Below are 13,497 nucleotides of genomic sequence, written 5' to 3'. Positions count from 1 at the left end.
GTGCTCATGGTTAATTATCTGTTCGCCCGGAAAAGCTTCTTGAACAACTTTCCCCCGCCATCTGACTCCTCGCCATTTGTGGCTTCTATTCTTGGAGGCCTTGAAGGTTGCCTCTTTGGAGGAGGTGTGAAATTTGTGTCCTGTCCCGGAGAATCGACTACCGGAATATCCAGAATATCGTGTTCATGTGCTTCTACTGTATTTGCAGCCGGCATTGGCCTGCGTACAGGAGTTGGAACTGACGGTTCATGACTTTGACTTGATACTAACTCTGGTGGTGGCGGAGTTACAGTCCTTGCGGCCTTGAGAACATTAACAGATTCACCACCATGCTTGGATTTCCTTATCCTTATATCAACAAGCACTGGTCTTTCAATCTCATTGCTCACAAGCATGGCAACACCCGGAGGCAGGCGCATAAGTTCTTCCTCAACATAGGATGTGACACCCTCCAAACCCTTGCTTATAGCCTTAAGGTCGTTAGGGTTTGTGACTTTCATTATAACCTGGGTTCCACACTGTGACAGCACATTCTTGTCGACCCTTGCAGGTCTCTGGGATATAACCATCATTCCAAGACCGAATTTACGACCCTCGGATGCAATCGTTCTGAGAATATCCGTACTGCTTGTCTTGCTGAAACCTTTTTCAGGTGCATAGTTGTGAGCTTCCTCAACAACAAGCATTCCGGGAGGTATCTGATTTAATTTGCGGGCCTCAAAAAGACTTGAACAAAGGCTTGCAACTATCATACTCTGCAGTTCAGGAGCAACACCCTTGAAGTCTATTACAGCAGCTTTTCCTTTCTGGAACAACTCTGTTATAGAAGTAGGATTTGGCGACAGGATATTTGTATCCCTTATCTGCTCAAGGACATTGATAACATTCCACTTTGCCTTGCTCTTGTCGTTACCAACCTCGAAAATAATATCCTCGATTGTGTATGTTTCCATCTCAGCACGCACTTTCTGGATTGCTTCGTACAATATACCAGTGTGTGTGGTCGAGAAATTATCAGGGAAAATTGAAGTCAGATCCTTTACTGTAAGGTTCATTCCATTAAGCCTGAAAAGCTCATCCGCATCAGGGTTTATTGTTTTGCTTGCAGGAGTATATACTTTAATACTGTTCCCGTAACCCTTTGGCTTGACACCAAAACGCCTGAAATCCTCTTCACTGCCTTCACCTTCTACTTTCAAAGATGAATACTCGCTATGAGGATCAAGAATAAGAAGCGGAATATTATGGTCAAGCAACTCTTCCAGCAGTACAGACGCAGTATATGACTTACCACTTCCTGTTTTTGCAAGGATACTGCAGTGTTTCTGCACAAGACTATTGACACTTAACTGTACTTTGATATTGGTACCTTCAAGCATACCGATACTCATTTCGTTGCCTGTCAGTCCGAGTACTGATCTTGTAAGTCCCTCGTCTGCCGCAAAAATCGGACTTCCCGGACTGAATGGAATAACAGGTGCACGAAGCATTCCGGTCTCATCCCTTGAACCGATAATTGTTACTTCAGCAACTATCTTGTCATCGCTTTTATCAGCACGCTGTCCCTTCATGGCTTCTTCGATGGAAAATGAATCACTGTATCGTTTGATGGCCATTACCTGACCAAGTACCCATGTGTGATCTTTCTCGTCCGATGACGCATCATGCCATACTTTGACGTATGCGCCCCTGTACACTTTGGAACTGTCAAAAACCATTACTTTGAACTCAAAGGTTCCTGTTTCTCCAAAAATAACGCCTACTGAACCTCTTACCATTTATCATCCCTCAAATTCATGGTCTTTGCTATTATGTTTATTATGTATTATTATATCTTTCCTCAGTCATCAAGCCCTTCAAGTATCTCAGACGGTGCACCTAATAAACCCACAAGGGCTTCTGCTTCGATAAAATGAAGGGATGCAGGAATAACCAGTATGTGAAGAGGCTCTCCGAAATCCTCATCTTTTAAGTCATGAGCATATCCTGCCTTAACAACAGGTGCTTCTGAACCTGCTCTGGCAATACCCACAACAATGGCATTCTCCATGATGCCTTCTCCTCTTTTTTCTTCTACCTGAAGAAGCAGGGAAAGTGCCTGGTTCACTGTCATGTAACCTTTGTCCTTATCGATGTCAAGGAAAACAAGGGTATGCATATTGTGCTCTTTGTTAAGCTTAATAGTATCATATGGAGTTTCAGATATTACTGTGACTCCACGACTGCTGGTATATGGATGGGGAATTGTTGATGCTTTTCCAAACCGATAGTTCTGGAGACATGAAAGACCACATATTGCAGAGGCTATGGATGAACCATGTATAAGTTTGGTCTCAATACCAAGGTTCTTTGCACGCAGTCTCAGGTCAACGTGGGTTGTGGAAACCATGGTGTCGCCTCCTGTGAGGAAAGCCACGTTCTTATCTTTAGCCTCGGCAAGCCAGTCCGGGGATATTTCCACGTCTTCTCTTAAAAGCAGGTTTACCTTTTTTCCATAAAGTGATTCCAGTTCTTCCAGCGAGCTACCCATCAGTCTTGATGTGTAGAATTCAGCAAATACCATATCAGCATTTTTTATAGCTTCAAGTCCTTTCAGGGAGATATCTTTCTCATCAAAAAGGCCAAGTCCTATGAAAGTGAGCATAGTCCGCAGATATGTCCTTATGGGATAAATGCTTTGAGAATGCACGGGATATTTAAATAACTGTAGATGTATGGCGATGTGCAACCAGAGGGGCAGCAGAGTGACAGGGGAAGGAAGAACAGACTCGCAATGTTTTTATAGAACCACATACAGTTAGTTTCACTCGTATATTATACTGACAAGTCATACTACTATAATTTATTTATACTATTGGAGGTCCGAAGTCATGGCAGGATATGGAAATCAACCAATATACATCGTTGATCCTAGTAAAGAGCGCACAACAGGTAAAGACGCATTATCAATGAACATCGCTTCTGCAAAAGCAGTTGCAAGTATTGTGAAAACAACCCTTGGTCCAAAAGGAATGGACAAGATGATGGTAAACATCATGGGCGATATAACCCTTACAAATGATGGTGCAACAATTCTTGAGGAAATGGAGATCGAGCACCCAACCGCAAGGATGATCGTCGAGGTTGCGAAGACACAGGAAAAGATGGCAGGTGATGGTACTACCAGCGCTGTTGTAATGACAGGTGCACTGCTTGATAAAGCACAGAAGCTCATAGAAACCGGTGTCCACCCGACAGTTCTTGTAAAAGGTTACGCAATGGCAACCCAAAAAGCCCTTGAGACACTCAATAACTACGCAGTTACCGTTGAGAAAATAGACAGGGATATGCTTGAGAAGATCGCACATACATCCATCACAGGAAAAGCATCTGAAATGGCAAGGGGTCACCTTGCACAGATCTGTGTTGATGCAATCTATGCTATCGAGAATGAAGGGAAAGTCAATGTTGACAAAGACATTGTAATGGCAAAGGAAGTCGGTGGAAATATTGATGATACAGAACTTATCAATGGTATATCCATCAGGAAAGAAGCACTTCACAATGAAATGCCACGCCGTATTGAGAATGCAAAGATAGCTCTTATTGATACTGACCTTGTGTTTGCAAAGACAAACACAAATTCTAAACTTCATGTTGACAGTGCTGAACAGCTTTTTGATTTCAAGGAGCAGGAGAAAGCAAACTTCAGGGCACTTATCCAGAAGATCATTGACACCGGAGCAAACGTTGTATTCTGTTCAAAGAAGATGGAAGATTATGCACTCCACTTTTTCAAGGAAGCTAACATGTATGCAACAAGACGTGTCAAGGATGAGGACATGGAAGTACTTTCATACTCTACCGGTGCAGCTCTTGTAAGGAATGTAAATGAAATCACAGCTGATGACCTTGGTTATGCAGAACTTGTCGAGCAGGAAGACGAGCATGAGGAGAAGACCTACATCAAGGGATTCAAGGATGCAAGAACCATGACGATCCTCATTAAAGGAGGTTCTGAGCATGTCACTGACAACATCGAGCGTGTCTTCGATGATGCACTCCATGTAGTCAAGTCAGTCTATGAGGACGGTACTATTGTTCCTGGTGGCGGTGCTTCAGAGATAGAGGTTGCACAGGCACTCAGGAAATACGCAGCAAGTGTCGAAGGCCGTGAACAGCTTGCAATCAGTGCATTCGCTGATGCAGTTGAAGAGCTTCCAAAAGCAATTGCTGAAAACTGTGGTTTTGACACAATTGACACTATTATCAATCTCCGTGCAAAACACGGAACTGTGAAGAATGCAGGTCTTGATGTGGAGACCGGAGATGTTATAGACATGCTGGAGAAAGGCATTGTCGACCCACTCAGAGTCAAGACACAGGCAATTAAATCCGCATCTGAAGCAGCAATTATCGTACTTCGTGTTGATGATATGCTCCGTGCAAGGGAACAGGCCATGATGGATGTCAAACCTGAGCACAACGTACACAACTACGATGCGACAGGTATGTTGTAAAGAGGTTTACCTCTTTTCATTCATACTTTTTCTGTTTTATTTTTTATCTGTTTTCGAGTTTTATACCTGTTTTAGATTCATTTGGAAATTCCTGTTCCTCATGTTTATCTTCCTGTTCCAGGAAAAAGAGAATGTAAACAGATTATTGGATCTATGATAAATCATATTAGAAATTATTAGAATATATGAATGACATGATTAATCATGACAAATAACGAAACGTATAAATACCATGTGAATATAGTATATCATGATAAATCATGACAGAACACTACTACAACAACAACATTAACCTCAGAAAGTTTGCAACTATGTTGATGGCTCTTACCGCTACAATGGTAGGATACTATTCCTTCATGGCATGATCACGAATCTGCCATGAAGATCTTTTAATTATGTTTTTCCTCTAAACTAATTAGTTGATTTTTGATATAGAATTAATGAACTCATTTTATTGTTATCACATTTATTCTCTGGAAAAACATAATAGATTACAATTGTAAGTTGCTTTTCCGGCTTTTTTAGATAACCTGTTCACAGGTATTTTAATAGAGTCAAAGATTTTTTGCAGAGCTAAGGTAGGCTCTTACACATTTGGAAATGATTAATCATGATGAATTGGCAAAATGTATATATACAATAGATTACTTGTATGTCATGATAAATCATGACAGAACACTACTACAACAACAACATTGATCTTAGTAAGTTTGCCGGAATGATGACCGCCCTTGCAGCTGCAACGATGGTATACTTTTCACTCATGGCATGATCAGGAATCTGCCATGAGAAACTTTTGATTATCCTTTTCCTCCTGCACCAATGTTCCATTCTTTTTAATTTTTTATTATAATCTATTAAAGTTCATCATCTGAAAGACCATAGAATTTCTTATAATCATCAATTGCTTTTCTTGCCTGTTCAGGATACTTTTCAAGCATACAGTTAAGGAACTCATCCCTTGTAGTGAACTCTTTCATCCTGTTAATTATCTTTCTTGCATATTCTTTTGAGGCTGGGTTCTCTTTCTGAATCTCAAAAGTAAGGCATAGTGCATCCTGCGGGAAATATTTCCTGCGAATGTATGGTGCCACAGAACCCAGAAGCACATCGTGGTCAAGTCTGCTAAAAGCCGGCACACCGATGCGTTTTAGCCTGTTTGCACCCGTAAGATCCTCAAGATTCTCTGCAGAATATGAATGAATCTCAATGTAGACATCCGGTTCAAGCTCCTCCACGGCTTCTATGATAGGAATACCAATATCTGAAAAATACCTGTCATCCAGTGTTGAAATGTAGTTACCATTATTCACAAGAGGGATAACTGCAAGAGTACCTTGTTGCGGAGCTTCTATATTTTCAAGGATGTCGGAGGTGTCTTTCCATTCATCACCATGCAGACCTGCCACAAATAGTCTGACGGGTTTTCCTTGTCCAAGTATCCTGTATGACATGCTTATCCCGCATATTTCTTGTGATTGTATTTCCCGGACATCATGCCCACTTGCGCATTAAGCGGTTTTCTGCGCAATTATGTAGATCTCCTGCCTGTCCGAATCCAGTACATCAAGTATTTTTACACCCAATGATTCAACTTTCGCAATTATAGGTTTACTGTTCTTCTCTTTTCCCATTTTGATGACCTGAAGCAATTTACCATTGTCCCTTAGCAGCGGTAACACTCTTTCAAGGGCTGCCAGTGAATCCATTGGTTCAAGCGTCATATCGCTGAGGATCACATCCACCGGCTCCGGTGACATCTCATTCAGAGGAATCCGGAACACATCACCGAACATCACGGAGACATTTTCCTTTTCACTGACAACTTTGCCAAGTTCAGTATCAAAATCCCTGCTGAATTCCACACCTTTTACAGATGAAGCGATCTCAGATGCCATCATCAGAAATCCTCCCGCACTGGAACCCAGATCAAGCACATGGTCTCCGGGAGATATCAAACCTGTTGCATCCTGTATTCTTTTGAGCTTGAAGTAACCTCTTGGCATATCAAGTCCTTCATCCACATCGACCACAGAATCCGCGCTGATATCTTTTGAGGGCTTTTTGACAACGATGTCATCAACCCTGACACTTCCGTTAAGTATGGCAGTCTTGGCCCGTCCTCGTGACTTAAAGAATCCTGTTTCAACAAGATATGCGTCCAGTCTCATGGTTCAATTAATAAGGAAACGTACTATTTATATTATCAGTTCCAGACTATATTAGAAAGTTTTACTCAGAGATGCGGTTCTCATGAACAATACGATGATAAATAAATTCACCTCCCTCTTCCCTGTATGGGCCATTCTGCTCTCAGTTGTAGCCTTTGTTTATCCTTCCCTCTTCTCATCATATAAGAATGCAATAACCCCGCTTCTGGGTGTTGTGATGTTCGGTATGGGTATCACCCTTTCTGCAAATGATTTCCTGCTGGTGCTCAAAAGACCAAAGGTCATTGTTATCGGAACCTCACTGCAGTATATCCTGATGCCACTTATCGCATTCATCCTGTCTTACGCACTGAACCTGCCCCTTGAGATCATGGCAGGAATGGTGCTTCTCGGAGCATGCCCCGGTGGAACTGCATCAAACGTGATCTGTTATCTCGCAAAAGGAGATGTAGCACTGTCCATCACACTCACATTGGTATCAACACTGCTTGCTTTCATCCTGACGCCTGCACTCACCTGGCTTTACATAGGACAGGCAGTGCCCGTAGAAGTTGGAAGCATGATGCTGAGCATCGTAAAAATAGTACTCGTGCCCGTGGCACTGGGAATTATCCTGAACACGTTCTTTGACAAACACATCGAACGCTTCAGGCATGCTTTTCCTGCATTATCAGTTGCTACAATCGTTTTCATCATTGCCATAATAATCGCCCTGAACAAAGAAAGTATCCTCGTTGCCGGAAAACTGGTGATAGTTGCAGTAATCCTTCACAATGGATTCGGGCTTGCCAGTGGATACCTGCTTTCAAAGACACTGGGACTTGACGAGAAGGATGCAAGGACAATCGCAATCGAGGTTGGAATGCAGAATTCCGGATTGAGCGTTGCACTTGCTGTGAAGTATTTCTCTGCACTTGCGGCTCTGCCGGGTGCTTTGTTTAGTATATGGCATAATATTATGGGTTCTGCTCTTGCTGCATACTGGTCATCTGACAATGACAAAACAGGTTTATAGAATGCAAACTGATGCATCCTCCACAATGGTGATGATTTGCTAAAAGCTGTAATATTCGATATGGATGGCGTGCTGGTTGATTCGATGTCATATCATGCAGAAGCTGTCCAGCACATATTCGATGAGATAGGAGTTGAGATGGATAAACAGGACATCTTCGAGAGAGAAGGTGAGAGGACTGTGGACATTGTGGAATTCCTGCTTAAGAAAGGAGCAGGAGATGCATCCATATTTGACATATCGGATATCGTTGAGAGATATATTGCAGAATTTAACAGGATAGCAGAGATTAGAGTATTCGATGGGATGCAGGGATGTCTACTTGACCTTAAAGGCAGGTTCGACCTTGCAGTAGTCTCAGGTTCTGACAGGCCGATAGTTCATGATATTATCAATTCACAATATCCCGGAATATTCAGTGTAATGGTCACCGCAGATGATGTAGAACATGGGAAACCGGAGCCTGACCCATATCTTAAAGCTATTGAAATGCTTGGCATCTCCGGTGCTGAAGCCATTGTGATAGAGAATGCTCCTATGGGAGTTGAGTCTGCCAAAAAAGCAGGCTTGTGTTGTCTGGCAGTACCTACATATCTTGATGCTGAAAAATTCCATCAGGCAGATATGGTTATTGAGAACCACACCCGCCTTGTAGAATTCCTGAATGAACTGGAACCCTCTTATGACTGTTCGCGGTCAAAATTGTAATTGCACTTTATACCGCTTTCATCGGAACACAGGTTGCATGATACACATTTTGCGACCTCTGTCTCTCCATTTTTAATCTTTGCCACCAGATCAGGTTCACAAATGAGAGGTCTGCAAAGAGATACCATATCGGCATATTCTCCATCAAGCATCTGTTCCATTACAGCCTTTGAGCGTATTCCGCCTACAACCATAACAGGAACATCCACTGCTTCCTTTATCATTTTAGAATAATCCCTGTAATATGCTTCTGCATCAGCATTATTGATCTTTGTTCTGAACATCTGCTGCCCTGCTTCAACAATTCCACCACTGACCTCTATTGCACAGACACCGTTTGAAGCAAGGATCTTTGCTATCTCAACGCATTCCGGTGCATCAAGAACATTCTTTGTGCCTTCGGGGAAACCATCGGTTGCATTGAGCTTGACAAGTATCGGGAACTCATCACCTATCATCTCGTGTATCCTGTTGATTATGTCAAGGATGATCTGCGTCCTTTTCTCAGTGGAACCTCCCCACCTGTCCTTTCGCCTGTTTGTGTATGGGGAAATAAAATTGCTGAGCAGGAAACCATGTGCTGCATGTAACTGAACTCCGTCAAAACCGGCTTCCTTTGCCCTTCTTGCAGCGTTGGCGAAGTCCTCGATTGTCTGAAGCACTTCTTCCTCTGTCATTTCCTCAGGAGTCATGCCATTCCTTTTATTGGTCACAGCAGATGGTGCGAGAACTATCGGATACTCTGCACTCATCATGGTCTGTCTGCCACCGTGAACTATCTGGATAACGATCTTGCTTCCGTGTTCATGTACTCTTGAGATAATCTTCCTGTAAGGTCCTATGAACTTATCATCATAGATTCCCTGCTGGAGATTGTCACTCTTCCCGTTGGGATTCACGTATGTATATCCGGTGATTATGAGCCCGACTTCTCCACGTGCAAGCTCTTCATACATGTCACCAATCCTGTCGGTTGGCGTGCCATCAGGCTCTGCCATCCACTCATGTGTGGCAGAACGTGCAAAACGATTGGGTACTTCCATATTCCCCAGCATAATAGGTTCGAACAACATGCAAGAGTATTGATAGCAGGAACTTATATGCTTTTCTTAAATCGGCTCTGTAGAAATCTTGCCATTAAAATTAAAGGCAAACAGCAAATCGATTTCTCGCATACATGAATAACTGGATTTAAACCGAAGGGTCCGGCGAAGCCGGTGTTTTCCCACAAAACAAAATAGAATAATCTGCACAATAATTTGGAATCCTTTCTTCGCCAGAACTTCTGTAATATTCTATACAAATACAATGATCTTCAGATAAATATCAATTAAGCAGAAAAGGAGTGTGCCGCTTTTGGCGGATGGTTACTTTATTTTTAGAATGCCAATTGTTTTTGTGGAAATAAAAAAGCAAAGACTGTATCACTCACATTAACAGGATTTCTACAGAGCCCTTAAATCAGAAATGCTAGTACTTCATTTCTTCAAGCTCTTCCTTCAATGCTTCATTGTTGATCCTATAAACAAGCATTGAAGCAAATAACAACGCAAATGCAAGCATATTAACGGCAAGTGTCAACTGAAGTGAAGTTCCTTCAAGTCCACCGCCACTGCTTCCATATGAAGAACTGCCGAACATCAGTGGATGAGCTGAACGCCACAGTCTGATTGACAGGAAACTAAGCGGAACAGAGATGAAACCTACAATTCCGAATACAGCCGCAAGACGAGCTCTTTTTTCAGGTTCCTCAAGTGCCTGACGAAGCATCAGGTAGGCAAGATAAACAAGGAACAGTGCAAGTGAGGTTGTGAGCCTCGGCTCCCATATCCAGTACCAGCCCCATGTTGCTTTTGCCCAGATGGAACCTGTGACAAGCACAAGGAATGCAAATACCACGCCTACCTCTGCGGCAGAATGAGCAACGATGTCCCATTTACTGCTGTTTCCTTTCAGGTGCATTATACTGGCTAAGAAAACAACTGTGAACGCAAGATATGATACCATGGCTATTGGCAGGTGGAAATAAAATATCTTAAAACTGCTGTCAAGTATCTCACCGGCATTGCCTTTCATCTGGGGCACATAGAAAAATATCATCCAGATGGCAATTAGCATAACAGGAGCCGTGATGATTGCAAGTATCCTTTCTTTTTTCCTGTCAATGAGCATGATTGTTCTTCTGCCTAATTAAAACTCCTTGTTTAAATGCTTTTCATACATCAAACATGAGGAACGTAATTATTGAAGATTCCCGGAATAACTTGTTATGAACTTTCAATCCTTATGCCCTTTGACTCAACAGCTTTGATAAAAGCCTCAGTATCTTCTACACTAAAACCAATTCGGGTACTTTGAGTTGCCATCTGAATAAAGAATATAAGATCTCTCTTTGGCCTGCCCCAGTCCAGAGGGAACCAGGTCATTAGATTTCCGGAGCCCCAAATTCTCCATTTCCCGGTAGTTAAAGTTGATTGCCTTTTCTCCATCCTGAGTATGTCCTGAAACTTCACAAACTTTGCCTGTCCTAATGGAAAATAGTATTTCTTAAGACAAATGCCTTTATCGTCTACGTCTACGAGTTTATCGGAATATATCAGATCGTTTTGCATTTTTCACCCAATGTAATTCATCTACTGGTACTTATTAAAATCATATTTAGCAGCAACTTCTGACTTTTCCTCTGGTGGAAGTGAAGTAAAATACTTTTTCCAGCCGGGACAAAAATTGATGTGCCAGCGCCAGAATCGTCCGACAAATGACTTCGGCTTTTCATCATATTTTAGTCTCAATTTGCAGTTTGCACAATTGCTTTCAGCCATAAACACACTCCTCCCTGAATTATAGCTTATTATTAAAAGGAGATATTATATCCATTAATTTATATCCGTAACGTTTGAACTGCCCGGCAATCGCTTATAGCAGTTAGGACTGTGTATAAACCGGCGCATGTGACTGACTGCCGGAGTGATTCGTTATGAGTTTTTGACTCATTTCTAATAAGAGCAACTCATTAATTACTATTCGATGAACCCTTTTTCGATACATTCATCAGTATTTGCCATAATTGCCATGGCTGTTTTCATTTTTCGGAATCCGAATTTTTTGTAAAAAGGTTCTTTGCCAGGATTTGCATAAAGCATGATAACATCAACACCGGAATTTTGAACAAGGTATTCTACTATTTTACCCCCTATTCCTTTGTTTTGATATTCAGGCAATATCGCAACATCGTAAATAGCTGTACGCCATACTCCATCAGATAAAGCCCGCCCTGTTCCAACAAGCTTTTCGCCATCGAAAGCAAATACTTTTATCATGCTATTTTTAAAAGCTATTTCTAATTTTTCCGGATCACGTTTCTTTCCAAGAGGAGCAAGCTCAAGAACACGAGCTAGTTCCACCCATGATATGTTCTCTGTGTCACTTGTTAAACGAATATCCATTGCTTAATCCTTCCTTATTCTTACATTGAAAATATCTGTCTGCCGGAGTGAGTCACTATGAGATTTTTTCGATTTCAAGTCATTCAGTATCAATTATGCAGAGCTATTATGATCGAATAGCATCATATCTTAATCCATCACAGTATATTCGAACACAAGCTGCCCCACAACGAAGAATATCAGGTCATACACAATAAGCAACCTGAGTTCTGAAGAAATACCACCAATACCACCATCTGTGAGTATCGTTCCTGTTGCCATAACAGCAGGAATTATCACAGGAATTATTAACGGCAGCAACAGCACTGGAAGCATGATTTCCCTTGCTCTTGTACTTGCTGAAAGTGCTGAAAGCAGGGTGCCCACACTGACAAAACCGAATGTTCCCAGGAAAATTACAAGTGCAAGTCCTGGGATGCCACTGATGTTGTAGTTGAACAAAACTATGAAGAGTGGTATTGTTAGCAATTCTACAATGAACATCAGGACAGCATTTGATATTGTTTTTCCGGTGTAGATCGAGCTCCTGTCAATTGGTGAGAGTTTCAGTCCTTCAAGACAACCATTCTCCATTTCACCTGCGAATGAACGTGAAAGTCCTAAGGTGCCTGCAAAAGTGAAAGCCACCCATAGAACACCGGGAGCAAGCTTTCCTACAAGTTCGGTCTGACTGAGAACATCACCGAATGAGATGCTAAAGATAACTATGACGATAAGCGAGAAGATGAGCATGGAATTGAGCATCTGTTTTGTACGGAACTCCGACCTGAGATCCTTTGCTGCAATGTAGAGGCTTTTCTTCATAATCTCACCACAGGCAGGTTAAACATTACTTATTCCCTCTGCATCGGTATCCTTTTCCACTATGGAAAGATACTGTTCCTTAAATTCATCCACGCTTTCAATTTCAGTTTTTAGTTTATCAAACCGTATTTCTCCCCTATCCATTATGAGCATGCGGTCACAGAGTTCAAAAGCACGCTCTATGTTGTGGGTTATCATTATCCTTGTAACATCAGAATCTCCGGTGCTCATGAGCACACGCTCGAAATTAGCAGCCGCATGCTGGTCAAGCCCGGTATATGGCTCATCCATGAACAAAATCTCAGGCTGGTGCAGCAATGCTCTTGCAATTGAAAGCCTTTGTTTCATTCCTCTTGAAAATGAACCGGCACGCTCATCGGAACGCTGAAGGAGATTTACACTTTTTAGCATGGAATCGACCCTTTCATCAATGTTATTGTTCTCAATTCCATACATACGTGCGAAAAAAACAAGGTTCTCCCTTGCTGTCAACTCATCGTAAAGATAAGTTTCATGAGAAATTGCACCAATCATACCCCTTATCTTTTCAGGATGCTTTTTGGCATCAATTCCATTAACAAGAACACTTCCTCTGGAAGGATTGATAATAGTGGACATTATCTTAAGAAGAGTGGTTTTTCCGGCTCCGTTTGGTCCGAACACAGCAACAAACTCACCTTTTTTGATATCAAGGTTGATATTGTTCAATGCTTTCCTTCGCCCGAAGCTCTTTGAAAGACCAGTGATAGAGATGATACTGTCCATTGGAGCCATTAGAGCTATATTTACGGCTTATATAGATTAACGTTTTGTCCTGAAGTGCTTATTTCAAGACAAATCTCAGGAAAAAAGAA

14 protein-coding genes are annotated in these 13,497 nt (G+C 41.9%); 3 read left to right on the top strand and 11 right to left on the bottom strand.

The annotated features are described in order from the left end of the window. Positions 1 to 14: 14 nt before the first annotated feature. Positions 15 to 1,778, bottom strand: a complete 1,764-nt coding sequence (locus tag RE474_RS11645) for an ATP-binding protein (protein WP_309310536.1) — start codon at positions 1,776 to 1,778, stop codon at positions 15 to 17. A 62-nt stretch (positions 1,779 to 1,840) separates the two neighbouring features. Next, positions 1,841 to 2,644 (bottom strand): diphthine synthase, encoded by an 804-nt coding sequence (dph5, locus tag RE474_RS11640; protein ID WP_309310535.1) that lies wholly within the window; start codon positions 2,642 to 2,644, stop codon positions 1,841 to 1,843. Positions 2,645 to 2,870: 226 nt separating this feature from the next. On the opposite strand from dph5, the gene thsA reads away from it, so the two are divergent. Beyond that, positions 2,871 to 4,499: a thermosome subunit alpha gene (thsA, locus tag RE474_RS11635; RefSeq protein ID WP_309310534.1), complete on the top strand. Its 1,629-nt coding sequence runs from the start codon at positions 2,871 to 2,873 to the stop codon at positions 4,497 to 4,499. An 857-nt stretch (positions 4,500 to 5,356) separates the two neighbouring features. Here the strand turns inward: thsA and RE474_RS11630 are convergent. Together RE474_RS11630 and RE474_RS11625 are read right to left on the bottom strand one after the other, a co-directional pair. After that, positions 5,357 to 5,953: a DUF2119 domain-containing protein gene (locus RE474_RS11630; RefSeq protein ID WP_309310533.1), complete on the bottom strand. Its 597-nt coding sequence runs from the start codon at positions 5,951 to 5,953 to the stop codon at positions 5,357 to 5,359. A 57-nt stretch (positions 5,954 to 6,010) separates the two neighbouring features. Beyond that, complete coding sequence (locus RE474_RS11625) at positions 6,011 to 6,670, bottom strand: SAM-dependent methyltransferase (RefSeq protein ID WP_309310532.1); 660 nt, start codon at positions 6,668 to 6,670, stop codon at positions 6,011 to 6,013. A 94-nt stretch (positions 6,671 to 6,764) separates the two neighbouring features. On the opposite strand from RE474_RS11625, the gene RE474_RS11620 reads away from it, so the two are divergent. Together RE474_RS11620 and RE474_RS11615 are read left to right on the top strand one after the other, a co-directional pair. Then, positions 6,765 to 7,685, top strand: coding sequence for a bile acid:sodium symporter family protein (locus RE474_RS11620; RefSeq protein WP_309310531.1), 921 nt, complete (start codon positions 6,765 to 6,767; stop codon positions 7,683 to 7,685). 36 nt (positions 7,686 to 7,721) lie between these two features. After that, positions 7,722 to 8,393: an HAD family hydrolase gene (locus RE474_RS11615; RefSeq protein ID WP_309310530.1), complete on the top strand. Its 672-nt coding sequence runs from the start codon at positions 7,722 to 7,724 to the stop codon at positions 8,391 to 8,393. Here the strand turns inward: RE474_RS11615 and RE474_RS11610 are convergent. The 7 genes from RE474_RS11610 to RE474_RS11580 all read right to left on the bottom strand — a co-directional run bounded on the left by RE474_RS11610 (position 8,366) and on the right by RE474_RS11580 (position 13,417). Then, positions 8,366 to 9,466 (bottom strand): NADH:flavin oxidoreductase, encoded by a 1,101-nt coding sequence (locus RE474_RS11610; protein ID WP_309310529.1) that lies wholly within the window; start codon positions 9,464 to 9,466, stop codon positions 8,366 to 8,368. The two genes, RE474_RS11615 and RE474_RS11610, sit on opposite strands and share 28 nt — an antisense overlap. 397 nt (positions 9,467 to 9,863) lie before the next feature. Next, positions 9,864 to 10,565: a cytochrome c biogenesis protein gene (locus RE474_RS11605; RefSeq protein ID WP_309310528.1), complete on the bottom strand. Its 702-nt coding sequence runs from the start codon at positions 10,563 to 10,565 to the stop codon at positions 9,864 to 9,866. 95 nt (positions 10,566 to 10,660) lie between these two features. After that, entirely contained in the window at positions 10,661 to 11,005 is a 345-nt protein-coding gene (locus RE474_RS11600; protein ID WP_309310527.1) for a hypothetical protein, read from the bottom strand. A 21-nt stretch (positions 11,006 to 11,026) separates the two neighbouring features. Next, entirely contained in the window at positions 11,027 to 11,215 is a 189-nt protein-coding gene (locus RE474_RS11595) for a hypothetical protein (protein ID WP_309310526.1), read from the bottom strand. Between the two features lie 198 nt (positions 11,216 to 11,413). Further along, the gene (locus RE474_RS11590) at positions 11,414 to 11,839 is read right to left on the bottom strand and encodes a GNAT family N-acetyltransferase (RefSeq protein ID WP_309310525.1); all 426 of its coding nucleotides are present in this window, start codon (positions 11,837 to 11,839) and stop codon (positions 11,414 to 11,416) included. Between the two features lie 129 nt (positions 11,840 to 11,968). Then, entirely contained in the window at positions 11,969 to 12,643 is a 675-nt protein-coding gene (locus RE474_RS11585) for a heme exporter protein CcmB (protein ID WP_309310524.1), read from the bottom strand. 18 nt (positions 12,644 to 12,661) lie between these two features. After that, positions 12,662 to 13,417: an ABC transporter ATP-binding protein gene (locus RE474_RS11580; protein ID WP_309310523.1), complete on the bottom strand. Its 756-nt coding sequence runs from the start codon at positions 13,415 to 13,417 to the stop codon at positions 12,662 to 12,664. Between the last annotated feature and the right edge of the window lie 80 nt (positions 13,418 to 13,497).

Origin of the sequence: Methanolobus sediminis, assembly GCF_031312595.1 — an archaeon.
Taxonomy (GTDB): domain Archaea; phylum Halobacteriota; class Methanosarcinia; order Methanosarcinales; family Methanosarcinaceae; genus Methanolobus; species Methanolobus sediminis.
The sequence above is the reverse complement of the archived record's forward strand: the minus strand, read 5'-3'. Positions and strand labels throughout refer to the sequence as shown.